The sequence below is a fragment of the Sulfurospirillum multivorans DSM 12446 genome (assembly GCF_000568815.1).
GTDB classification, from domain to species: domain Bacteria; phylum Campylobacterota; class Campylobacteria; order Campylobacterales; family Sulfurospirillaceae; genus Sulfurospirillum; species Sulfurospirillum multivorans.
This window is the reverse complement of sequence record NZ_CP007201.1, coordinates 1,564,684-1,586,490: the sequence shown is the minus strand read 5'-3', so window position 1 is coordinate 1,586,490 and position 21,807 is coordinate 1,564,684. Positions and strand designations below refer to the sequence as shown.

The 21,807-nt window shown below is 41.3% G+C and carries 24 protein-coding genes; 10 read left to right on the top strand and 14 right to left on the bottom strand.

From position 1 onward, the window contains the following. Nucleotides 1–28 precede the first annotated feature (28 nt). Genes SMUL_RS08135 through pdxA form a run of 3 tightly spaced genes read left to right on the top strand, consistent with a single transcriptional unit; the run spans nt 29 to nt 2,938 of the window. A complete protein-coding gene (locus SMUL_RS08135; protein ID WP_025344767.1) occupies nt 29–1,165 on the top strand; it encodes a cytochrome b/b6 domain-containing protein in 1,137 nt (378 codons plus the stop codon). 58 nt (nt 1,166–1,223) lie between these two features. Continuing rightward, complete coding sequence (locus SMUL_RS08130) at nt 1,224–2,003, top strand: pyridoxine 5'-phosphate synthase (RefSeq protein WP_025344766.1); 780 nt, start codon at nt 1,224–1,226, stop codon at nt 2,001–2,003. Further along, complete coding sequence (gene pdxA, locus SMUL_RS08125) at nt 2,000–2,938, top strand: 4-hydroxythreonine-4-phosphate dehydrogenase (RefSeq protein ID WP_025344765.1); 939 nt, start codon at nt 2,000–2,002, stop codon at nt 2,936–2,938. The genes SMUL_RS08130 and pdxA overlap by 4 nt, the downstream gene beginning before the upstream one ends. Nucleotides 2,939–2,940: 2 nt before the next feature. Here pdxA and SMUL_RS08120 read toward each other — a convergent pair whose 3' ends face one another. The 13 genes from SMUL_RS08120 to SMUL_RS08060 all read right to left on the bottom strand — a co-directional run bounded on the left by SMUL_RS08120 (nt 2,941) and on the right by SMUL_RS08060 (nt 14,810). Continuing rightward, the gene (locus SMUL_RS08120) at nt 2,941–3,651 is read right to left on the bottom strand and encodes an energy-coupling factor ABC transporter ATP-binding protein (protein ID WP_025344764.1); all 711 of its coding nucleotides are present in this window, start codon (nt 3,649–3,651) and stop codon (nt 2,941–2,943) included. Further along, nucleotides 3,635–4,336: an energy-coupling factor transporter transmembrane component T family protein gene (locus SMUL_RS08115; protein WP_025344763.1), complete on the bottom strand. Its 702-nt coding sequence runs from the start codon at nt 4,334–4,336 to the stop codon at nt 3,635–3,637. The genes SMUL_RS08120 and SMUL_RS08115 overlap by 17 nt, the downstream gene beginning before the upstream one ends. Further along, a complete protein-coding gene (locus SMUL_RS08110; protein ID WP_025344762.1) occupies nt 4,306–4,728 on the bottom strand; it encodes a hypothetical protein in 423 nt (140 codons plus the stop codon). The genes SMUL_RS08115 and SMUL_RS08110 overlap by 31 nt, the downstream gene beginning before the upstream one ends. Beyond that, entirely contained in the window at nt 4,706–5,329 is a 624-nt protein-coding gene (gene cbiM / locus SMUL_RS08105) for a cobalt transporter CbiM (RefSeq protein WP_025344761.1), read from the bottom strand. The genes SMUL_RS08110 and cbiM overlap by 23 nt, the downstream gene beginning before the upstream one ends. A gap of 1 nt (nt 5,330) precedes the next feature. Continuing rightward, nucleotides 5,331–6,077, bottom strand: a complete 747-nt coding sequence (locus tag SMUL_RS08100; RefSeq protein ID WP_025344760.1) for a DUF4198 domain-containing protein — start codon at nt 6,075–6,077, stop codon at nt 5,331–5,333. Nucleotides 6,078–6,163: 86 nt separating this feature from the next. Continuing rightward, nucleotides 6,164–7,177: a tRNA 2-selenouridine(34) synthase MnmH gene (mnmH, locus tag SMUL_RS08095; protein WP_025344759.1), complete on the bottom strand. Its 1,014-nt coding sequence runs from the start codon at nt 7,175–7,177 to the stop codon at nt 6,164–6,166. Beyond that, nucleotides 7,171–7,662, bottom strand: a complete 492-nt coding sequence (locus tag SMUL_RS08090) for an HIT family protein (protein WP_025344758.1) — start codon at nt 7,660–7,662, stop codon at nt 7,171–7,173. Before SMUL_RS08090 ends, mnmH begins: the two co-directional genes overlap by 7 nt. Next, a complete protein-coding gene (trpC, locus tag SMUL_RS08085; RefSeq protein WP_025344757.1) occupies nt 7,662–8,450 on the bottom strand; it encodes an indole-3-glycerol phosphate synthase TrpC in 789 nt (262 codons plus the stop codon). The genes SMUL_RS08090 and trpC overlap by 1 nt, the downstream gene beginning before the upstream one ends. Continuing rightward, nucleotides 8,447–9,712 carry a tetratricopeptide repeat protein gene (locus SMUL_RS08080; protein ID WP_025344756.1) on the bottom strand — a complete coding sequence of 422 codons (1,266 nt, stop codon included), beginning with the start codon at nt 9,710–9,712 and terminating at the stop codon, nt 8,447–8,449. Before SMUL_RS08080 ends, trpC begins: the two co-directional genes overlap by 4 nt. Beyond that, entirely contained in the window at nt 9,688–10,068 is a 381-nt protein-coding gene (locus tag SMUL_RS08075; protein ID WP_025344755.1) for a YkgJ family cysteine cluster protein, read from the bottom strand. The genes SMUL_RS08080 and SMUL_RS08075 overlap by 25 nt, the downstream gene beginning before the upstream one ends. Continuing rightward, complete coding sequence (locus tag SMUL_RS08070) at nt 10,056–10,754, bottom strand: tRNA1(Val) (adenine(37)-N6)-methyltransferase (RefSeq protein WP_025344754.1); 699 nt, start codon at nt 10,752–10,754, stop codon at nt 10,056–10,058. Before SMUL_RS08070 ends, SMUL_RS08075 begins: the two co-directional genes overlap by 13 nt. 3 nt (nt 10,755–10,757) lie before the next feature. Next, the gene (locus SMUL_RS08065) at nt 10,758–13,841 is read right to left on the bottom strand and encodes a hypothetical protein (protein WP_025344753.1); all 3,084 of its coding nucleotides are present in this window, start codon (nt 13,839–13,841) and stop codon (nt 10,758–10,760) included. A 15-nt stretch (nt 13,842–13,856) separates the two neighbouring features. Continuing rightward, nucleotides 13,857–14,810, bottom strand: a complete 954-nt coding sequence (locus tag SMUL_RS08060) for an NAD(P)-binding domain-containing protein (RefSeq protein ID WP_025344752.1) — start codon at nt 14,808–14,810, stop codon at nt 13,857–13,859. A 120-nt stretch (nt 14,811–14,930) separates the two neighbouring features. Here SMUL_RS08060 and SMUL_RS08055 point away from each other — a divergent pair, with 120 nt between their 5' ends. The 6 genes from SMUL_RS08055 (at nt 14,931) to SMUL_RS08030 (ending at nt 19,039) form a co-directional block, all read left to right on the top strand. Beyond that, the gene (locus SMUL_RS08055; protein ID WP_025344751.1) at nt 14,931–16,166 is read left to right on the top strand and encodes a glutamate-5-semialdehyde dehydrogenase; all 1,236 of its coding nucleotides are present in this window, start codon (nt 14,931–14,933) and stop codon (nt 16,164–16,166) included. Continuing rightward, nucleotides 16,163–16,741: an ATP-binding cassette domain-containing protein gene (locus tag SMUL_RS08050; RefSeq protein ID WP_025344750.1), complete on the top strand. Its 579-nt coding sequence runs from the start codon at nt 16,163–16,165 to the stop codon at nt 16,739–16,741. Before SMUL_RS08055 ends, SMUL_RS08050 begins: the two co-directional genes overlap by 4 nt. 61 nt (nt 16,742–16,802) lie before the next feature. Continuing rightward, nucleotides 16,803–17,192, top strand: coding sequence for a desulfoferrodoxin family protein (locus SMUL_RS08045; protein ID WP_025344749.1), 390 nt, complete (start codon nt 16,803–16,805; stop codon nt 17,190–17,192). A 17-nt stretch (nt 17,193–17,209) separates the two neighbouring features. Then, entirely contained in the window at nt 17,210–17,833 is a 624-nt protein-coding gene (locus SMUL_RS08040; RefSeq protein WP_025344748.1) for a DedA family protein, read from the top strand. Nucleotides 17,834–17,841: 8 nt separating this feature from the next. Then, complete coding sequence (locus SMUL_RS08035; protein ID WP_025344747.1) at nt 17,842–18,120, top strand: DnaJ domain-containing protein; 279 nt, start codon at nt 17,842–17,844, stop codon at nt 18,118–18,120. After that, complete coding sequence (locus SMUL_RS08030; protein ID WP_025344746.1) at nt 18,110–19,039, top strand: hypothetical protein; 930 nt, start codon at nt 18,110–18,112, stop codon at nt 19,037–19,039. The genes SMUL_RS08035 and SMUL_RS08030 overlap by 11 nt, the downstream gene beginning before the upstream one ends. Nucleotides 19,040–19,085: 46 nt before the next feature. Here SMUL_RS08030 and SMUL_RS08025 read toward each other — a convergent pair whose 3' ends face one another. Then, a complete protein-coding gene (locus tag SMUL_RS08025; protein WP_025344745.1) occupies nt 19,086–20,450 on the bottom strand; it encodes a class II 3-deoxy-7-phosphoheptulonate synthase in 1,365 nt (454 codons plus the stop codon). A 275-nt stretch (nt 20,451–20,725) separates the two neighbouring features. Here SMUL_RS08025 and SMUL_RS08020 point away from each other — a divergent pair, with 275 nt between their 5' ends. Next, on the top strand, nt 20,726–21,754 hold the full coding sequence (locus SMUL_RS08020; protein ID WP_223809796.1) for an amino acid ABC transporter substrate-binding protein: 1,029 nt from the start codon (nt 20,726–20,728) through the stop codon (nt 21,752–21,754). Nucleotides 21,755–21,807: the final 53 nt, after the last annotated feature.

Below are 21,807 nucleotides of genomic sequence, written 5' to 3'. Positions count from 1 at the left end.
CGCATCAAAAAACATCTGAAAGTTACGAATGAACAAAAGAATTCATGAAGTTTTTGTATGGCCTTTGTGTACACGCATTATTCATTGGATTATGGCAACATCCTTTCTCCTCTCCTTTGGTACCTCATTTTTCCATTATCTTTTTAGATGGCATTTAGCCTTCGGTCTTATTTTTGGCATTGTGTTACTTTTTCGACTCATTTGGGGATTTGTTGGACCCAATTATGCCACGTTTAAAACGTTTACATTAAGCCCCAAAGAGCTTCAAGAATATTTTGTCCAGAAAGTTCAAAACAGATGGCGCAAAATTCATGCAGGGCACAATGCCGCTTCGAGTTGGTTTACGTTGATTGTTTTAGGCTTGGGAAGTTGGATCGTTCTCAGTGGGCTACTTTTGCAAGGAATCCAAGAAGGTAGTGGAATTTTTAAAGAGCTCAATGAGCACTATTTTCAGTTTTCATCCATCCTTTTGAGTCTCCATGAAGTGCTCTCGTACCTGCTTTTTATCTGGGCATTGATTCACATTGTGGGTGTTTTAATTGAACAGTTTTACCATAAAACGCACATGCTTTTTGCGATGATCACGGGTTATAAAAAAGCAGAAGGTAACGATGCGCGTGTTTCGATGGTGCGCCATCTTTTTGCCTACGCGGTGATTGGGTTATCGATGGTGACGCTGTATAACGTGGCATGTTCTAACGAGACATTTTTGACACAAAGCAGGTTTGAGAAGCGCGATTTTCAAGCAGAAAATCCTGCCTTTTTTGAAAAATGTAGCACCTGCCATAAACTCTATCCTCCCTTTATGTTACCGCACGACTCATGGGTGCGTCTTATGGAAGGACTGGATAACCATTTTGGCGAGCAAATTAGAGAAAATAACATCACCAAAAGCGAGCAGATGAGCATCAAAGCGTACCTTTTAAGCCACAGCGCGGAGAGTTCATCGCACAAAGTTTCCTTTAAAACACTCGAATCTTTGGGCGAAATGCGCCCTATTTCGATGAGCAAGGTTCCTTATTGGAGAGAAACACACAAAAGCATCGATAAAAATATCTATCACTCTTTACATGTAAAAGATGCTTCAAACTGTTTTGCCTGTCACCCTGATTTTGAGTACGGCATTTTAGATAACACACGGATTCATATTCCTAATAGCCATTGAAATTTTTTAGAAATCATATTTTGGCTATAATAATCCCTAAAAAACGAAGGATACAATGATGCTTCTAGGCGTAAATATCGATCATATTGCAGTGCTAAGAGAAGCGCGAAAGATTAATGATCCTGATCCATTGGACGCCATCTCTTTAGTCAAACGCGCAGGTGCGGATCAAATCACGATTCATTTACGAGAAGATCGCCGTCATATTAACGATGATGATGCGAAAAAAATCATTGAAACTTCCCAGCTACCTATCAATTTGGAGTGTTCGATTACCCCGGAAATCATCGAAAAAGTGATAGAACTGCGTCCTCATCGTGCGACCTTAGTGCCTGAAAAACGTGAAGAGGTGACGACAGAGGGCGGCCTTGATGTGGTGAAAAACAAAGAGGTCATTAAAGCAATTGCGCAAAGGCTAAAAAAAGAGCAGATCGAGCTTTCACTTTTTATTGACCCCACTAACGCAATGATCGAAGCGGCAAAAGAGATCCAAGCCGAATGGATCGAGCTTCATACAGGCTCTTACGCCAATATTTACGCGATGCTCTACTCCAATCTTTCACGTTCACGCCACAGTATTAAAGCGCTTGAATTAGACCGCGAATCTTTACATGTAAAACTGCTTGAAGCAACGCATGAGCTGGAACGCGCCTCTAAACTAGCACACCAATTGGGGCTCAAAGTAGCAGCAGGTCATGGACTTAATTATCAAAATGTGAAACGCATTTTAGAGATCAACGAGATTAGCGAGCTCAACATTGGTCAAAGCATCATTGCGCGCGCTGTTTTTGTGGGCTTTGAGCAAGCAGTCAAAGAGATGTTAGGATTAATGAGATGAAAAAAATAGCCATCAGTATTGGTGATTTAAACGGTATTGGCTTAGAAATTGCCTTGCGCTCACACAACGAGGTGAAAAAACACTGCTATCCTCTCTACTGCATCAATGAAAATATGCTAGGCTGGGGCGCCGCGCTTTTAGGGTTGGATGTCCCCAGTGATTTTGAGATACGTGACTGTGGGAAAGTTTTTGAGATAGAACCAGGTGTGTGTAGTGCAGAAGCCGGTGAGAGTTCCTATGACTCGTTTATCACCGCAGTCGCACTCGCGAAAAGCAATGAAGTGAGTGGTATCGTGACCCTTCCGATCAACAAAGAATCATGGGCGATGGCAGGACTGGAATACAAAGGGCATACAGACGCCCTCAGTGATCTTTTGGGCTGCGAAGCGATTATGATGCTCGGATGTGAGGAGATGTTTACCATTTTGTACACGCACCACATTCCACTGCGCGATGTACCGCATGAGATTAAAGCCAAAAAACTCAAACCTTTTTTGCTCAAAGTCTATGAAGAATTAGGCGCCGAGCGTATCGCTGTTTTAGGGCTTAATCCCCACGCAGGCGATCATGGTGTGATTGGAGATGAAGACGCGGAGATCGAAAAAGCGATCTTAAAAGTCAATCACTTTTTAGAGCGTGAAGTGTTTGTGGGACCCCTCGTGCCTGACATTGCTTTTTCAAAAAACAATCGTGAGAATTTTACCTATTTTGTCTGTATGTACCACGATCAAGGTCTGATTCCTTTAAAAACGCTCTATTTTGACGAAAGCATCAATGTCAGCCTCAATGCAGGCGTCGTGCGAACATCGGTGGATCATGGAACCGCCTTTGACATCGCTTACAAAGAGGGAAATCCTTCGTGCTTAAGCTACATCAATGCCATCAAAGAAGCGGTTAAACTCTCATCTGGTAAAGAGCCTCTTTTAACGTTTTAACTCTAATGTGAATGAGGGTGATCGCCATGGTCGTGGTGGTGGTTACTCTCATTTTTAAGATTGACCGAACAGCTTAGCCCATTGGGCGTTATCTCATAAATCTTTTCAACCACCAATTCTATAAATTCTTTATGATGCGAAACAATAATAATACTCTTATCAATGCGCCCTAAAATATCAATCAAACGCAGTTGCATCGCTTGATCGAGCCCATTGGTGGGTTCATCCAAAAGCATCAGTTTGGGTTCCATAATCAAAACGCCTGCCAGTGCAACCAATTTTTTCTCTCCGCCTGAGAGATGGTAGACGATCTTTTTCGCTAAATGCGAAATGCCCAAGTCTTGGAGCATCATCGCCGTTTTGAGCCTTGCCTCTTCTTTGGAAACACCACTGGCTAATAGGCTAAAGGCGACATCGTCTTCCACCACGGGGGCTAAAAACTGATTGTCCGAGTCTTGAAACAGGTAGCCGATGAGATGACGCATGCTTTTAAACTCATCCAAAGAGCGCATCGGTTGGTGAAAGAGTTCTAATGTGCCCTCTTCCAAAGGTCGAAGTCCCGCAATGATCTCTAAAAGCGTTGTTTTACCACACCCATTAGGCCCAATAATGGCGATCTTCTCTTTGTGCGAGACATCGAGTGTCACGTTTTCATACAAACGCACACCATCGCGCGAGGTGGAGAGGTTTTTGATATTAACCGAACAGCTCATAAAAGGGCTCCTTGTCGCCAAAGTAGCGATAAAATCGTGATAAAATCGTGATAAACGCAAGCAAACGATCGTATGTGCTAAAGTCTTGATGCGCCTCTAACGTATAGACTTCACCACAAAAACCACGAAGTTGCATCGCTTTTTCAAGCCAAAATGAACGCTCCAACGCTTTAATGAACAAAATGCCCACAAATCCCGCCATCGTTTTATAGGTCAACAGATTGGTTTTGGGTGTGAAGCCTCTTACATGTAAGGTATTTTTGAAAAGTGTAAACTCGCGTTTGATGAGAAAAATGGACTTTGCCGTGAAAAAGAAGATAGAGGTGAGTTTATGAGGCAGACGCAAACGGTGCATTGCAATGGCGATGGAAAATTCATCTTTACCGTGAAAGAGCATTAACATAAAGAGCAAAATGAAATTGGATCGTAAAAAAACAAGCAGTGCAAGCTCATAGTTTTTTTGCCACAACATGCTTGCAACAACAATAGCAATCAGCGTATTGAGCCAAAAGAGTCGCTTGAAGATACTCAAAAGTGATGCTCTGTGAAGCCAACTAAGCAACAACAATGGCAGAAGCATGGGGGCATAAAGATATTCTTGTAATGCCACGACAGTGCTGTAAAACAGTGCTAAAAGAAGCGCTGTCGTCGGTGCTATGCGTGGCTGGGTTTGCGTTTGATCCAATACAGTACTCCAAAGAAAAAGACAATTATAACCAATCCTAAAAGCATTTTATCCAAAGGCATGTCGGATGGTAGTGTTTTTGCCTCTTCTTTGGTATGACTTTGTGCAACATAGTGTGTTTGCGTTTGATGCCCCATACCCGCTTCAACGATAATGTCAAATTCAGCCAAGGGCAGTTTAGCCGAAGCTTTGCCCTCATCATCGGTCTTTAACGTTAAAAGCTCTTTTTGGTTTGCATCTAAGAGCTTTACGACACACTGTTTGCACGGTGAAGATTTGGTGAAGTAACTCTGAATATAGAGCTTCCCCGCTTCATCGTAAGCAAAAAGGTTGATTTTATGCGCCCATAGACTACTCAGAAAGAGTAAACTAAGCAGCCCGATGCGTAACATACTGCTCCTTTACATGTAAAAGATGTGGGGAGACTTTTTCAATGAAACGAAGCGCAAAAAGTGTGATAAACCCTTCGATAAACATAATCGGTAAGTGCGCTAAAAGAGCTAGTTTTGCGGCGTCCACAAACGCGTCGCCATTGAGAGCTAGGGTGAGTGAAAGCAAGAAGGCAGAAAGGGCTAAAGGAACGAAACCGACTAAAAACCAGAGCAGATCTTTTTGCCAACGGTTGTTTGAAGGAAGCATAAAAAGCCAATAGCCAATCAGCGTGGGTGTGGCAAGATTGAAAAGATTGATACCAAGCGTGGTGAGTCCGCCAAAGCCAAATAGAACGCCTTGGAGTAAAAGAGCGACAAAGATAGCGATAAAAGCACGAAAACCCAGCATGGCTCCAACAATGCCGCCTAAGACAAGATGCACTGATGTGGGACCAATGGGAACGTGAATGAACGATGCCAAAAAGAACAGCGCCGAAAGTACCGCCGTTTTAGGAATCTCATCATCTTTGAGTGTTTTAAACGCATACAGAGTAAAAGCAGCCGAAACGACTGCTCCACCGATTAATATCTCAGGTCTGAGTAAGCCTTCACTGAGGTGCATTTTATTTCATTGCCTCTGTTTTGAGCCAAAGTACAGCGCCCAATTCGACAGGGTAACTTTTACCATCTTTTTTAATTTTTTCATCATCATCCATTAAAGCGGCAAATCCCCACCATCCATCAGTCGGAAGTGCGACATGAAAGACACCATTTTTATCGGCTTTGTAGACTTGTGTGACGTACATTTCATTGGGTGCTTTGAGCCCTTTGGTGTTGTAAAACTCTACTTCCACTTCAGCATTTGGGACGGGTTTGCCTTTGTAAAGCACTTGGGCGCTAAATAGATTGCCTGCATAGAGTGTATAAGGACGTGAGAGTGGAATGATCTCCGCTTTAAGACCAATAGGTTTATCCCAGCCCTCGCCTGAACCAAAGGCATCCACAATCGTTTTGGTTTGATGGCGGATAAATTTCTCTTCCGCAGGCTCAAAATAAGGCACAGGATCGACATAGAACTGATAAACCCCTGGCTCTTTAATCGTGTATTCACTCTTCCACGTCGTGAGTTTGTTCTTTTCGACAGCTTGGAATGCGCCCAAAAGCGATGTCTTTTTGCCTTCCATGAAAACGCCCGCCTCTTTAGGCATTTGCATGTTCATGAGGTGTTGCTCAAAGGGATGGGTAAATTCGTATTGAATAGAAACTTTCGTGTTTCCACCTTGCTCAATGACGGTTTTATCTGTCATAACGGTTTGAAAATGTGCAAACAGCGATGAAGCACACACAAGTGATGCTAATAATACTTTCATACAAATACTCCTCTTAAATAATACTGAACTATATCTGGTATTATTGTGACATTTTGTGGATAAAAAAAAACTTAAGAGGAGGTGGTTTAAACGGTTGAGAGTTTTACATGTAAAGATCTAAGAGCTTCCAAAGTTGCCATTTCATCAGCATTATCAAGGGTTGTATCGCTATGATGCGGTTTTTTATACACAAGATCATAATACTCAACTAATAGTATCTTCGCCACTTGCGCAAGGTCGCCCTCTTCGTATGCGTGTAAAACATCTTCTTTCACCGTTTTTTTAATGTACGGCGCAATCATCTTCATCGATTGGTCAAAAAAGGCAGGCGTAATCATCTGATAGTCTTTGAGTATTCGCTCAACACGTTGCACAAGCGGTGCTGTAATTTCGATACGATAGCCTTGTAAGATCCTTACATGTAAAAGCGCTGGAATGGTGCATTTTCCCATTCTTTTACTTTCGGCCTCGATGAAGATTGTGGCATTGGGATCAATTTTATGTAAAATTTCGCATAAACTATTTTCAAACGCTTTTTGACTGGGTTGCGCGCCTTTGATACTTCCAAAGCTCGAACCCAGATGGTTGGCAAGGTTTTCAAGATCGATGGAAGGATGAAGCGATTGCAAGAGTTCACTTTTTCCACAGCCCGTATTGCCACCAAGGACAATGAAACGCTGATGCGGTAAATTTTCAAGATAGGTGAGCACATACATACGGTACTGTTTATAGCCACCTTGAAGTCGGTAGACTTGATAGCCAATGTGCGAGAGGATAATCGCAATGGAGCTAGATCTTAGCCCTCCTCTAGCGCAGTAGATGCCGATTTTAGAGCCAATTTTGTACTCTTTTGCGATTCGTTCAAGATGCGATGCTACATTTTGGCAGATGTAACGAGCACCGAGTATTTTGGCGTCATTGCGTGAGACTTGTTTGTAGAGCGTGCCGATTTCTTGATGTTCTGCATCATTTAGGGCATAAAAGTTTTGAGCATTTGGAATGTGAGATTCACAAAATTCTTTGGGGCTACGCGCGTCGATTAAAAGATCAAACTCTGATTTTTGGGAAATAAAGGCGTCAATGTCAAGCTCAATCAGCATGCCAGATACTCAGGAACAAGCCCTTTAAGATGCGTATAGATTTTTTCAAAATCGGTTCCATAAACTCTGGTATCAGCGATGGTGGTAATAAAATTGGTATCGCCTATCCAGCGTGGGATCACATGGTAGTGAATGTGCTCTGCAATGCCCGCTCCGCCACTTTTGCCAAGGTTCATACCAAGATTCACCCCTTGCGCTCCAATGCCCTCTTTAAGCATCTTTACACAGCGTTGCACGATAAACGAGAGATGCAGCCACACTTCGGGTTCCAGTTCCTCAACCGCATCGGTATGATAATGAGGAATCACCATAAAATGCCCAGGCGTGTAAGGATAACGGTTCATTACGATAAAGCAGAGCGCATCGCGATACAAGACATGATGCTGCTCATCCAGCTCTGGATGCTCGCTTATGTTGCAAAAAACACACCCTTCTGGTTTATCACTAAAATAAACATCCCGCCAAGGAGCGTACATGTAATCCATCAATCGACCTTTTTAATGGATTCAAGTGAGGCTTGAATGTCTGGTTCACGCATAAAATACTCGCCAATTAAAAAGGCATCCGCACCGATTTTGCTTAAGTGTTGAATCGTCTCTTTGTCATTCAATCCACTCTCTGCAACGATGATTTTTCCTTGCGGAATGAGTGGCATCAGTTTCTCAGTTAAACTCATATCCATCTCAAAGGTCTCTAGGTTTCGGTGGTTAATTCCGATGATATTTGCTCCTGCAAAGATGGCTTTAACGAGGTCTTCTTTGTCATGAATTTCGACTAAAACTTCAAGCCCTAGTCGTAATGCGTACTCTAAAAGGTGTTTGAGTTCTGCTTTGGAAAGCGCTTTTGCGATCAATAAAATAAAATCAGCCCCATACACCAGCGCTTCTAAGATTTGGTACTCATCAACAATGAAATCTTTACGCAACAAGGGTGTGGGAACATAACGGCGAATTTGGGTTAAGTACTCCAAGTTTCCTTGAAAATAGTGAGGCTCAGTCAGCACAGAAATAGCATCAGCACCTCCTAATTCATACGCTTTGGCAATCATCAGAGGGTCAAAATCAGCTTTGATCACCCCTTTACTAGGGCTAGCTTTTTTCACTTCAGCAATGATGCGATACGGATTTTGGGGTGTTGCTTTCAGATAAGGTTTGACGTCGCGTGGCATAAAAGGGTTAAACGCAAGGCTTCTACCCAACCAATCAATCGTATACTCTTTTTTCTTCTTTTCTAAATCCTCACGCGTGCGTTTGATAATTTCGTCTAGAATCATTTTTTCTCTTTCAAACATTTTTTAATCGCTTCAATATGCGCGATGACCTCTTCTTCCATCACATGCTCACCAAAATATTTCATGATGTTATACGCCTCATCGCATTGACCCTGTTTGTAAAGTCCCCACGCTAATGAGTCAAGATAATAAGGAGAATTTGGCTCTAATCTAAGCGCTTCTTGCACCAGTGCAATACCTTTTGAAACGTCGATATTATGGTCAATGAGCAGATACCCATAGTAGTTAAGATAGACAGAGTCTTTCAGCAAACTGGTCACTTCATCAAATTTATGCGAAATTGATTGCAAGGTTTCAGGTGCCAGATTGGTTTTATTGAGCTCATACTCATAAATAGCCATTTTCCCTAGATAATCAAGATTTTTACTCTCATCGTAGAGTTTTTCAGCCAATGTATAGGCTTCTTTGAATTTTTTCTGTGTAGCATAAATTTGAAGCAACATATCTTGGTTAAAGCCTGTTTTTTCCAAAAAGGTTGTCGCCCCTTTGACATCTTTAATGTACAGCATCAGTTCAACAATTTTCTTGGCTATCTCTTCGCTTTGTTCCTCTTTGTAGAGTTTTTTATAGGTAGCAATTAAGCCTTGAACATTGCGATCACGCCCATAGATTTCGATGAGTTTGTAACAGACCGTATTGCCACACCCTTCCATATTGGCATAGGTCTCTAAGTAGGCAATGGCATCGTCTTTGCGTCCTAAGAAGCGGTTTAACAGCTCGACAATGTTGATCAAAATATCTTCATTTTGCTCTTGTTTGTAAGCACTTTCAAAATATTTGAGTGCCAAATCATAGGCTTTCATCTGCAAATAAAGATTACCTGCGATGCTCAGATGTTGGACACTTTTATTGAATTCAATGAGCCTAAGTATCTCTTTTTCAGCCTCTTCATAGCGCTTCTCTTTGACCAATTGTCCCACCAAAAGACGGTTGAAGTTTTTCTCATCGGGGTATTTTTTAATACCTTGCATAATGAGATCGTGCGCATCAGGATCGCCCAAGACAAAGGCAAGCCCTGCATCTTCGGTGAGGTACACTTTTTTCTGACTCTGTTCATACAGGGTATGATAAATTTTGCGTGCGTTGACGTAATCGCCATTTTGCTGATAATCTAACGCTTGCAAAATAAGATTATCCTCTTCTTCAAAAACTTTTTTAGTTGTTTCGTTCGTAATAACAACCTCTTTGGTGCTACATCCCACCAATAAAACAAGAACGACTATAAGCGAATAATACCGGGACATTCTGTAACTACCTCGTCAATATTTTCTTTAAAATATTCCCAAAAAGGGAATGTACGGCACTGTTGTGGGCGTACGTCATAGATACGACACATCTTTTTTTCCATATCGAAAAAGACGCAACCATAGCCGCCTTCGTATGCGATCTCTTTGATCGTGAAACGATAGCGAATTTTTAGTAAATAGTTATTGATAAATGCCTCTTTGGATAACGAAAGTTTCAAAGCAATCGCACTTATCTCCTCTTGGCTCACCCAAATGTACCCACTCTCACCAATACAACACTTCCCCGAGCAGTTTTGACAGGCATTTGGATCAAACGCATACGGATAGCCTTCGCATTTCATTAAACGCTCCATTCACAACTCTTCGTAGCAGATTGTTCAAAAATAGCTTTCACACGCACACTGATATGCTCACCCGTATAGATAAAAAGTGGCGGATGAATTTTACAGAGTGTTTTTGAGTTTTTACGCGCACGTACCAACACCAAAGATGCCTCTTTCTCCTCTTTAGGATACACGAAACAGAGGTCTTCGACATTGAGTCCATTTCCAAGCAGTGACGCCATCACGTGGTCTATCTGTTTCGCATCATAGCAGAAACAAAAATATCCCCGATTGGAGAGCGTTTTACTCACTTTTTTAGCAAAAGCATCAAAAGGAAGTGCGCTGCTGTGGCGACTTAGGAAAAGGGCATTGTCTTCATTTTTAACACCACCTTTGTGGTAAAAAGGAGGATTAGAGACAATCATGTCCCATTTATGCTCAAAGGTTGCTTCTAAAAAATCTTTACATGTAATGTTTTCTAGGAGTAAAAGATTGGCTTCTGCGTTGGCTTTGGCGATTTCACAACTCAGAAATTGAATGTCCAAAAGGCTTACATGTAAATGAGGAAAATCGCGTTTGAGCAAGAGTCCTAAAATGCCACAGCCACAGCCCACGTCCAAGAGTTCCCCTTTTGGCGCAAACGAGCTGATAAAATCGTACAGTAAAAGGGTGTCGCTGTTGTAACGATACCCTTGCTTTGGTTGAAAAAGATTCATGATTTAGTGGTACACCCTGATTTGGAAGCCTCGTGCTTTATCTTGTTCAATGTTGGAGAGTGCGTAACTGATTTTTGCCCCTTCTCCCACGAAAGATTCGACCAGTTCACCACCCGCTTTGGCTCTGGCTTTTCCAAGTCCGATGTTGGCAAGTCCGCTGATACGATCGATCTCCGTATCTTCAACGCCCACTTTTTTGCTTTTGATCAGTTTAAGCGATGTAAAACCACCATTGTCAACAATCGGGGCAACTTCAAAGAAGTAACTGCTGTCGTATTTGGAAAGAACGGTTTGCACCTCTTTTTTACATGCTTCGGTGATAGCATTCACACCCGTTCCCATATCCGCACATGTCACTTTGTCGACCATGCTCAGCTTTTGACCTTTAGGGGAAGGTGTCGCGGTTTTAGCTGTTGCAACTTTTGGTGTGGCTGTCTCTAAAAGCTTGATTTTTTCATTGAGCGTTTTAATCGTCTGCTCATTGGATGCCATGCGTTTGTTCAGCTCTTCTTGGCTTTGAGCAAGCGCACTCTCTTTGGCTTTGAGCTCTTTTTCAAGCGCTATGATTTTCAGCGTTTCCTCTTTTTTACTAGAGCCCAGTTGGCTCTCTTTGGCTCTTAGTTCTGTTTGCAAGGCTTTGGTGGCTTCTAAATGTTGAAGCTCTTTGTGTTTAAACTCCTCTTTGAGTTTGGCCAAATTCTCCTCCAAAGAAGCTTTGAGCGTTTCTGTTTTTTTATAGTTTTCTTTGTTGGCAACAATGGTTGCCTCTTTGGCTCTCAGCTCTTTTTCTAACGCGCTGCTTTTAAGAGAATCTTCTTTGCTAAACGCTGCTAATTGACTCTCTTTGGTTTTAAGATCACTTTGAAGCGCTTTGATTTCCGCGAGGCGTTGAAGCTCTTTTTGTTTGAACTCTTCTTTAAATTTTGTGAGGTTCTCTTCGGTTGATGCTTTGAGCATTTCTATCTTTTTCGTTCCCTCTTTGTTTGCCACTATCGTCGCTTCTTTGATTTTGAGCTCTTTTTCTTTTTCTTTGATGATGTCCAAATACTCAATCTCTTTGCGACGAAGTTCCTCTTTAAGTCCGACCATCTTGGCATCTTCGCTGATACGATTTTTCTCAAATGTTGCCACTTTCGCTTTGAGCTCCTCAACATTTTTAGTGGTCGCTTTGGTTGCATTATTTTCCGCATCTTTGAGCTTTACATGTAAGGTTTGAATCGTGCCTTCATGACGTGCATTTTCCGTTTGAATTTTTTGAAGATCTATCGCTTTGATTTTGATCTCTTTTTCTAATGCAGCGATTTTCAGGGCTTCTTCTTTTTTCGCTGATGCGATCACACTCTCTTTTTCTTTGATCTCTGCTTGAAGTAACTGCAATTTAGCAATGAAATCGCTCTCTTTTGCTTTGCTGCTGGCTTTTAACTCTTCCAATGTTGAACGAAGCTCTTTAAGCTTGCTCTCATCACTCTCTTTGCCTTTTTGAGTCTCAGTTCTAAAGGAGATAATTTGCGTTTTTAAACTTTGAAGCTCTTTCTCTTTTTCGTCATTTTTGGCTTTGAGTTCGTTGTTGGAGGTGGCAAGTTCATTGATGTGAAACTGAACACGCTCGCTGTTTTCTGTGGAAGCAGCTTTATACTCATTCATCTGTTTCTCAAGTTTTTCGACAAGCTCTTTTTTAGAAGCGTCAAAATTGGCTATTTTTTCATTAAAGACTTTGTAATTTTTATTGTGAATTTTATCGTTTTCATCAAGACGTTTTTTCACTTCGACTTCAAAGTTGGCTTTTTCGTTGTTAAGAAGGGCCATTTTATCGTTGAGCTCTTTGATGGTACTCTCTTTTTTAGCGATCTCTTCTTTGAGCTTTAAGATGGAAACGTTGAGCGTTTTTTCGCTGTTTTGAGCACTCTCTTCGAGGGCTTTGTTCGCGCTACTAAGCTCTTTGTTGAGCTTTTTCTCATCTTCAAGATAGGTTCTAAATTTATTAAAGTCTTTTTCGTTCTCTAACATCAAAGCGTCAATGTGTTTTTTAGCACTCGCAAGTTCGGTCGTAACACTTTTGATTTTCTCTTCTTGCAGTACCATTTTTTTCGCATGCTCTGTATCTTGAAAAACCATATCTTGACGATTTTGCGCAATCAATTTTTCCGTATCGACTTTGAGTTGCTCAATCGTTTTGGTGTATTGTGCGATCTCTTCTTTATGTTTTTGCTCATTGATCACAAGCGTTTGCGTCTGCTTACTCATGATCTCATTTTTCTCTTTCGCCGCGAGTACGATCTCTTCTTTGAGTTTCGTGATCTCCTCTTGTTTGCGTGCAAAAGCACTTTTAGCCGTTTCATTGGTGGTGTTGATTTGCTCATTTAAAAGGGTAATTTGATCATTTAAAAATTTGATTTTCTCTTTATAATCGCCCAATTTTGACTGCTCTTCTTCTCTGGCTTTGGTAATGGCTATCTGCTTTTTATCTTCATCATCGAGTGCTTTTGCTTTTAGTTCTTCGATTTGGCTGTTCAATGCATTGGCTTCGATGTTGGCTTTTTGGGAGATCAGGACATTCTCTTTTTGAAGCTCATTGATCTTCATCGTCAAATCGCTAATGTTGCGATAATGTTGCTGTTCGGCTTCGTTCAGGCGTTCAGTGCTTTTATTGGTCCATTGATCGCGCTGTTCTTCCAATTCGTTTTGTTGCTCTTCAATTTTTTTAGAGAGCTCACTTTTCTCATTGGACATTAACAAATTGTCATGTTGGACAAAAAGAAGTGTCTTTTGCAGTTTATTGATCATGCGTTTAAAATCTTGCTTGGAGAGTTCGGACTCAGGAATGGGCTTGCCTTGTTCATCGTAATAGGCATCTTCAAATAACGTACCATCTTTACTCTGCTCTATCATTGCCTCTTTATCGATGAACTGCGTTTGCAGTTCAAGGGGAAGATCACTAAATTTGACATCACTTTTACTGATGTATTTTTCGGTAAGTTCATTGTAAGAAATTCCACCAAAATTACCGTATTGAGCGGAGGCAAAGCCTCCAACGACAAGAGCGAGCCCCAGTGCGATATTTAAAACCTGAGAAGAAGTAAGAGCCATTCGTAGGTGCCTTCGTTAGTTTGATTTTAAGATGTGTGACACAATATGATAGGCGTGGTTGAGCGCAATAGCAATACTTCCACCACTTTTAACCGCAATGTCGCCAGCTAAGTAAAGCCCTTTGGCTTTGGTTTCAAAATTTTCATCAAATTCTGGCTTACCATCATTATCAAGGGTAATGCCACATTTTCTCAGAAAATCAACCGGCGTTGTACCGCCAATGGCATAAATGACACGATCGTAAATCGTATAATACCCATCGCTAAAATTGACTTTGACCAGACCATTTTCATTCTCTATGGAAACGATGTCCATCCCAAGGCGCAGACGAAGTTTCTCTTGTCCGTTGTACTCTTGAATCAGCTCAAGATTGATCTCATTAAGACGGCTAAAGGTATCACGACGGTAATTGAGGGTGACATTGTTGGTTTTGGAAAGCTCTATGGCGTATTCAACAGCGGAATTTCCGCCACCCACGATGAGTAATTTTTCATTTTGAGAACATTTGTCGAGGTTAAAGTTGATGCGCTCTTTGAGTGAAAGCGGCAGTGTGTAATCAGGTTTATTGGGTTTTCCCATTGTACCAATAGCGACAATGACATGCTTTGCACGATATCCCGCTTTGGTGGTTACGATGCGAAATTCATTATCTTCTTTGACGATGCTCTCCACTTCAGCGTTAAAAGCGTAGTCTATCTCCCCTTTATCTAAGAGTGAATCAAAGTAGTTGAGCGTGCTCTCTTTGGTGCCATCGCGAAAATCGATCGAGCCTTGAAGTTCAATCTCTTGACCTTTATAATTTTTATCAACGCGTTTATTATCTTTGTAAAATTTGCGAATGGTTTGCGAATGGTTGTCACCTTTTTCGATCATCATGATATGTTCTAGCCCAAGGACTTTTGCTTCAACCGCTGCACCAATGCCTCCAGGACCTCCACCGATAATGACTAAATCGTAAATCTGCTGCATTTTGTATCCCTTCGTTAATTATCTGTTAATGGTAACTATTATACCCCGATCATACTTATGACATATTAAATACAAACGTGGTAAAATCGCGGTTAAATTCCACTCTAAGGAAGCAAGAACGTGCAAAATTTTTTAGAACACGCCAAATCTGCTAGTCGTATCATTGCGACACTTGATCCTAAAACAAAAATCGATGTTTTAATGCAGATGGCAGATGCGTTGGAAGCACACAGCGAGCGCATCATCACAGAAAACCAAAAAGATTTAGATGAAGCCAAAAAGAACAACCTCAGTTCTGCCCTCGTTGATCGCCTTTTACTCAATCCAAAACGCATTACGGAGATGGCAAACGCGATTCGTGAAATCGCTGCCCTTAAAGAGCCCGTCGGGCGTATTTTAGAGGGTTGGGTTGTGCCAAGTGGCCTTCGCATTGAGAAAGTAAGCATTCCGATTGGTGTGATTGCTATCATCTATGAGAGTCGTCCGAATGTCACGAGTGATACCGCGGCACTGTGCTTTAAAAGTGGCAATGCGTGCGTGCTCAAAGGCGGTAAAGAGGCGTTTTACAGTAATGCTATCATCGCGTCATTGTTGCAAGAGGTACTTGAAAAATTCAACCTTCCAACAGAGATCATCTCGCTTTTACCCGATTACAGTCGTGAGGGAGTTGCAAAACTGATCAAAATGGACGCCTACGTTGATCTCATTATCCCCCGTGGCGGCGAAGCACTGATTCGTTATGTGAGTGAAAATGCGACCGTTCCTGTGGTCAAACATGACAAAGGTGTGTGCCATACCTATGTCGATAAAGAGGCGAATTTAAACCAAGCGATAGAGATAGTCCTGAACGCCAAATGCCAACGCCCAAGTGCCTGCAATTCACTGGAAACGCTTTTGGTTCATGAAGCTATCGCGGAGGCTTTTTTACCACGCATGAAAGAAGCGCTTGATGCGACAGGTGCGCAGATTAAGGGATGTGATAAGACCCACGCGCTTTTACATGTAAAGCTTGCGAACGAGGAAGATTATCATACCGAACACCTGAGTAACGCGCTTAACATCAAGATTGTTGAAAATGTTGATGAAGCCATCGCGCATATCGCCGAGTTTGGCTCTTCGCACTCTGAAGCGATTTTGAGTGAGAACTATACAACGGCGGAACGCTTCTTAAACGAAGTGGACGCAGCGTGCGTGTACATCAACGCTTCAACGCGCTTTACCGATGGTGGCGAGTTTGGTTTTGGCGCGGAAGTGGGCATCAGCACCAATAAACTGCATGCACGAGGTCCCATGGGCATTAACGACCTAACGACGTATAAATTTAAAGTCTATGGCAAAGGGCAGATTCGCGCATGAACCAAGAGGTTTTACGCATTGAAAACCTAAGTTTTGCCTACCCTCATTCCAAGCTTTTGTACGACAATTTTTCTTTACATGTAAACATTGGAGAAGTTGTCTCGATCTTGGGCGAGAGCGGCAGTGGCAAGAGCACGCTTTTTGAACTCATTGCAGGAAATCTTAAAGCCAAAAGTGGCACGATCACGACCTCAAAACTGTCGCAAATTTTCCAAGACCCCTACACCTCCTTTCATCCAACCTATACGATCATCAACCAAATCAGCGACGTCGCGCCGTTGCATGACCTGCACCAACTCTGCCATGCACTCGATCTTGACCCCGATGTCTTGGCGCAAAAACCCCATCAACTCAGCGGTGGACAGCTTCAAAGATGTTCCATTTTAAGAGCACTTTTGATGAAGCCTTCCCTCATTTTAGCCGATGAACCCACTTCAGCGCTCGATAACATCACCGGCTTACATGTAATGCAATTACTGATGCAGTTTTTAGACCAAGTGGGCATTTTGCTGATCACCCACGATAAAAATTTAGCCGCATGGTGTAGCGACCGTATGATTGAATTAAAAGCCTAATTATTTCAATTTTTAAAGATATTCATTGTAGGATTGCACAACCTTAAAGAAAGGATTAACCATGCCAAAAATTTTTACACCCGAAACATTTAGTCCTGAAGAGCGCGAAGCTCGCAAAGATTTTATCGACAAACATACGCCGTACATCTACTGTGATACAGCGCTGCAAAAAGGTGTTCCTGCCTTTGTGCGCGTTCGTGTCGGAAGTGAACATGCGCATATCGATGATTTTAACCATTACATCTCGACCATTACGCTCTTTGATGCCGATCATATGCTTGCTAAAGTCGAACTGGCCGCGTGCATCGTGAGTGCGGAGGAGCGAAAAGGTAATGCAGAAGTGGCTTTTTCCATTGTTCCGAGCAAAGACGTCTACCATTTCAATGCTCAATGCTACTGCACGAAGCATGGTTTATGGCAAGGCAAAGAGGTCGAAGTGAGTGTTAATTAACAAAAAGTAGGAGTTTTATGCACGCGATTATTGATTGGATTGTTCAGACAGTTGGCGCTTTTGGGTACATTGGTATTTTTGTGATGATGCTCATTGAAAGCAGTATTTTCCCGCTTCCGAGTGAAGTGGTGATGATTCCTGCGGGGTATTTGTGTGCCAAAGGCGAGATGAATTTGGTGATTGTCATTGTGCTTGGTACACTTGGAAGCATTGCAGGCGCACTTTTGAATTACTATTTAGCCGTTAAACTGGGTCGAAAGCTTATTTTAAAGTACGGACATTACGTTTTCTTCAAGCCTGAGACACTGGAAAAAGTGGAAGTTTTTTTCAAAACGCACGGCTCATTTTCAACGTTTACAGGAAGACTGATTCCTGTCATTCGTCACTACATTTCATTACCTGCAGGGCTTGCGCGGATGAATGTGTGGCTTTTTTGTTTTTACACAGGCTTTGGTGCAGCCATTTGGGTCAGCATCTTGACCTTTTTAGGCTATTACTTTGGTCAAAATGAAGCACTGCTCAATGAGCATTTGCATACCATTACCATTGCAGTGATTATTTTTATCGTCATTTTTGCCGCTATTTATATCTGGTTGCATAAGAAAAAAGAGCGCAAACGCAGAGCTAAAAAGATCTTATAGGAGCAACAATGATCCAAGGTTTAGAGTACAGCGATTTTGATAAAGCGCTCACAACCTTGGGCGTTGTCGCCAAAACCGACAGAAAAACCCTTCATAAACTCTATTTATCTCTTTCAAAAGAGTTCCACCCCGATGCCCAAAATGGCGATACAGCCAAATTTCAAGAGATCAACGATGCGTACCAGTTAATCAAAGCCTATATGGAAAATTATCGGTTTGATTTTGATGAAGCTGAGTTTAAAAAGCAGTATCCGTTTTCGAAGAGCGATTGGCTCTGTGGAAGATAAAATTAAAAAAAGGCAACATTTGGAGAATTATTTTGGAGAATTTGGACTTATTTATACTCCTGAACATAGCGATGAAGTTTTAGAAAAAACTAATATATTTTTACAACATAATCCTGATTTAAAACAAAAATATAAAGAGTTAAATTGGGCATATAATAGTATTTGGCAAATCATTCCACAAACAATAGAAAATTTTTGGTCTGGACACACTTTTCCTCATATACAATCATATGACGAATTTCAAATATCTTTCAATCTTCTTTTTTTTGGGTTTTATAAGCAATCTTTTGTTTCTTTACGTTCAGGACTTGAACTAGGGCTATTATCTGTATATTATAATATCAATGATTTGGGACATGAAACTGTTAAAAATTGGCTAAAATCGCAGAATTCTTGGGATTCAAATACACCAAAAGCAGAAAAAATATGGAAAATTTTAAATTCAAATAGCAATATTAAAAGATTTAATGAGAAATATGATTTACAAAAAAAATTCGAAGCTTTAAGTTTTTTACATAACTATGTTCATTCAAAAGGATGGAAATACTCAAATCGTTTAGGTTTAATGAAACCCAATTATCAGACATTTGAAGAAAGTATTGTTTTAAAATGGCTTGAAGTATATAAAGACATTATAATTTTGCTGATAACTTTACATATTTTGAAGTATCCAATTTCAATTATTAAATATGATTGGGATAAAAAAGTTGGAATAGATAATCCTTTCCCCGTACTTGAAGCTTTTGAAATTGAAGCAATCGAAGCCTTATTGCCTGCAGGATATAGTGAAGAGTTACGAAATATTGCTCAAAATGACATTCTAACACAGGAGCTTCTTTTATATATTTTAAGCTTACCTGATATGTCTGAGGAAGAGATAGCTTTGCAAATTAGCAAATTAAATAATCAAATGGTATAAAAAATCTTTACATGTAAAGATTTTCACCTTTACATGTAAAGAAGTTTTACTGCGCTAAAAATCGTTGACGTGCGGCTTTGAGGGAGTCTGCGATCAGAAATGCAAGCTCTAGGGCTTGGTTGGCGTTGAGGCGTGGGTCACATTGGGTGTGGTAGCGACATGCGAGTTTCTCTTCGGTGATCTCTTGCGCTCCTCCGATGCACTCAGTCACATCTTGACCGGTCATTTCTAAGTGAACGCCACCAGGGAAGGTGCCCTCTTCTTCGTGAACTTTAAAGAAGCCTTTGACTTCGCGAAGCACTTCATCAAACGAGCGTGTTTTGTAATTGTTCGATGCTTTAATGGTGTTGCCGTGCATCGGATCGATGCTCCAAAGCACATGTGCTCCTGCTGCTTTAACCGCTTGAACCAATTTTGGGAACTCTTTTTCGATCTTGTCTGCGCCCATTCTCACGATGATATTGAGACGTCCTGGCTCATTTTCAGGGTTGAGTTTGTAGACAAGCTTCATCAAGCCCTCAGCGGTCATACTAGGCCCCGCTTTAATGCCGATAGGATTTTTAACGCCTGTGAGAAATTCCACATGCGCATCATCTACATCACGGGTACGATCCCCAATCCAGAGCATGTGTGCGGAACAGTCGTACCAGTCACCTGTCAAGCTATCTTGGCGCGTCAACGCCTCTTCGTAGTTCAGAAGCAACGCTTCATGCGATGTGTAGACAACGGTTTCGTTGATGTTTGGGGTATTGGCAGAGGTGATGCCACACGCTTCCATAAACGCTAATGTCTCAGAAATGCGGTCGCAAAGGTGTTGGTAACGTTCCCCCAAAGGACTCTCAGAGACAAAGCCTAATGTCCATTTGTGAACTTGGTGAAGGTCGGCCAAACCACCGCGTGAAAAAGCACGCAAAAGGTTCATCGTCGCAGCAGACTGATTGTAAGCTTTGAGCATTCTTTTTGGGTTTGGAACACGTGACTCTTCTGTAAATTCAATGTCGTTGATAATGTCTCCACGATAGCTTGGAAGTGAAACACCGTCCATCTCTTCATAATCAGATGATCTAGGTTTGGCAAATTGACCCGCTAGTCGCCCTACTTTAACGATGGGACAGCCTCCTGCAAAGGTTAAAACAACCGCCATTTGAAGCATGACTTTGAACATATCACGGATATTGACCGCATTAAACTCACTGAAACTCTCCGCACAATCTCCACCTTGAAGCAAGAAAGCTTTTCCTGCAACCACATCGGCTAATGAGGCTTTGAGTTGTCTTACTTCTCCTGCAAAAACAAGGGGCGGATATTTGCTCAGTTCTTGCTCAACACTTTTTAACAACTCTTGGTTGGTATAGGTTGGTTGTTGCTTGATTGGTTTTTCTCTCCATGATGCGCGCGTCCAAGAACTCATAAATGACCCTTACTAGAATTTTTATTTATTATAATGAGATTGGCTTTAAAGAGAATTGAATAGCCAAATGGAGTTATAAAGTTTTAAGCTGTGCACTTAAAATTACAAAGTTGTTTCAAACTAAAACTAATAAAAGAATGTGCAAAAAATGAACATAGTTTCAATAGGATGTAGATTTTACTCACCTGATTGTGGTGATTAATAAATAGGCAGTTTTTTCGCCAAAAAATAAAATTTAGTGTTAGAATTCTTGCATCAACTTTGAAAGGAAGATAATGATGTTACGTTCTAAACTCGCTAAAATCTCTTTAGCAACAATTACAGTTTTGGGTCTTGGCTCAACAACACTCAGTGCTGATACACTCAGCGAAGTACAAAAACAAGGTTTCGTAAAATGTGGTGTTGATGGTGGGCTTCCAGGCTTTTCTGAAGTAGGCGGTGATGGTGTTTATAAAGGTATCGATGTTGATTTATGTCGTGCCGTAGCAGCAGCAGTTTTAGGCGATGCTAAAAAAGTTAAATACATTGCGCTCAATGCAAAAGAGCGTTTAACTGCGCTTCAATCAGGCGAGATCGATATGCTCTCACGTAATACAACATGGACACAAACCAGAGACACAACTCTTGGTCTTAACTTTATGGTTGTGAACTATTACGATGGTCAAGGCTTTATGGTTACTAAAAAACTTGGTGTTAAGAGTGCTAAAGAGCTAGATGGTGCTTCTATTTGTCTTCAAACAGGAACCACAACAGAGCTTAACGTAGCTGATTATTTTAGAAGCAATAAAATGAAATACAAACTTGTCTCTTACGATACCAACGATCAAGTTGTTAAAGCGTATGAATCAGGGAGATGTGATGTTTTAACCTCTGACCAATCTCAACTTTACGGTTTGAGAATCAAATTGGCTAAACCAGATGAGTCTGTCGTTCTTCCAGAAGTTATCTCTAAAGAGCCTTTAGGACCGGTTGTTAGACAAGGTGATGATAAATGGTTTGACATTGTTAAATGGTCATTCTATGCCATGTTAACTGCTGAAGAATCAGGTGTCACTACTGCAAATGTCGATGCAATGCTTAAATCTGACAATCCAGACATCAAACGTCTTTTAGGTGTTGAGGGTCAAATGGGTGAAAACTTAGGTCTTAAAAAAGATTTTGCCTATAACATTGTTAAACAAGTCGGTAACTACGGTGAATCATTTGATAAAACCGTAGGGGCTGGTTCTCCTCTTAAAATTGCACGCGGTTATAACGCCCTTTGGACTAAAGGCGGATTACAATACGCGCCTCCTTTTAGATAGTCGTTCGTCACTCTATTCAAAGATGCAAAAAGGGCAGTTCGCTGCCCTTTGAT

Excerpts from the sequence above, each read along its gene's own strand:
- SMUL_RS08080 (WP_025344756.1), bottom strand. The coding sequence starts at position 9,712 with ATGTCCCGGTATTATTCGCTTATAGTCGTTCTTGTTTTATTGGTGGGA.
- SMUL_RS08130 (WP_025344766.1), top strand. The coding sequence starts at position 1,224 with ATGCTTCTAGGCGTAAATATCGATCATATTGCAGTGCTAAGAGAAGCG.
- trpC (WP_025344757.1), bottom strand. The coding sequence starts at position 8,450 with ATGATTCTAGACGAAATTATCAAACGCACGCGTGAGGATTTAGAAAAG.
- SMUL_RS08075 (WP_025344755.1), bottom strand. The coding sequence starts at position 10,068 with ATGGAGCGTTTAATGAAATGCGAAGGCTATCCGTATGCGTTTGATCCA.
- mnmH (WP_025344759.1), bottom strand. The coding sequence starts at position 7,177 with ATGCTGATTGAGCTTGACATTGACGCCTTTATTTCCCAAAAATCAGAG.
- pdxA (WP_025344765.1), top strand. The coding sequence starts at position 2,000 with ATGAAAAAAATAGCCATCAGTATTGGTGATTTAAACGGTATTGGCTTA.
- SMUL_RS08045 (WP_025344749.1), top strand. The coding sequence starts at position 16,803 with ATGCCAAAAATTTTTACACCCGAAACATTTAGTCCTGAAGAGCGCGAA.
- SMUL_RS08110 (WP_025344762.1), bottom strand. The coding sequence starts at position 4,728 with ATGTTACGCATCGGGCTGCTTAGTTTACTCTTTCTGAGTAGTCTATGG.
- SMUL_RS08035 (WP_025344747.1), top strand. The coding sequence starts at position 17,842 with ATGATCCAAGGTTTAGAGTACAGCGATTTTGATAAAGCGCTCACAACC.
- SMUL_RS08135 (WP_025344767.1), top strand. The coding sequence starts at position 29 with ATGAACAAAAGAATTCATGAAGTTTTTGTATGGCCTTTGTGTACACGC.
- SMUL_RS08020 (WP_223809796.1), top strand. The coding sequence starts at position 20,726 with ATGATGTTACGTTCTAAACTCGCTAAAATCTCTTTAGCAACAATTACA.
- SMUL_RS08070 (WP_025344754.1), bottom strand. The coding sequence starts at position 10,754 with ATGAATCTTTTTCAACCAAAGCAAGGGTATCGTTACAACAGCGACACC.
- SMUL_RS08025 (WP_025344745.1), bottom strand. The coding sequence starts at position 20,450 with ATGAGTTCTTGGACGCGCGCATCATGGAGAGAAAAACCAATCAAGCAA.
- SMUL_RS08090 (WP_025344758.1), bottom strand. The coding sequence starts at position 7,662 with ATGGATTACATGTACGCTCCTTGGCGGGATGTTTATTTTAGTGATAAA.
- SMUL_RS08120 (WP_025344764.1), bottom strand. The coding sequence starts at position 3,651 with ATGAGCTGTTCGGTTAATATCAAAAACCTCTCCACCTCGCGCGATGGT.
- SMUL_RS08050 (WP_025344750.1), top strand. The coding sequence starts at position 16,163 with ATGAACCAAGAGGTTTTACGCATTGAAAACCTAAGTTTTGCCTACCCT.
- cbiM (WP_025344761.1), bottom strand. The coding sequence starts at position 5,329 with ATGCACCTCAGTGAAGGCTTACTCAGACCTGAGATATTAATCGGTGGA.
- SMUL_RS08065 (WP_025344753.1), bottom strand. The coding sequence starts at position 13,841 with ATGGCTCTTACTTCTTCTCAGGTTTTAAATATCGCACTGGGGCTCGCT.
- SMUL_RS08100 (WP_025344760.1), bottom strand. The coding sequence starts at position 6,077 with ATGAAAGTATTATTAGCATCACTTGTGTGTGCTTCATCGCTGTTTGCA.
- SMUL_RS08060 (WP_025344752.1), bottom strand. The coding sequence starts at position 14,810 with ATGCAGCAGATTTACGATTTAGTCATTATCGGTGGAGGTCCTGGAGGC.
- SMUL_RS08040 (WP_025344748.1), top strand. The coding sequence starts at position 17,210 with ATGCACGCGATTATTGATTGGATTGTTCAGACAGTTGGCGCTTTTGGG.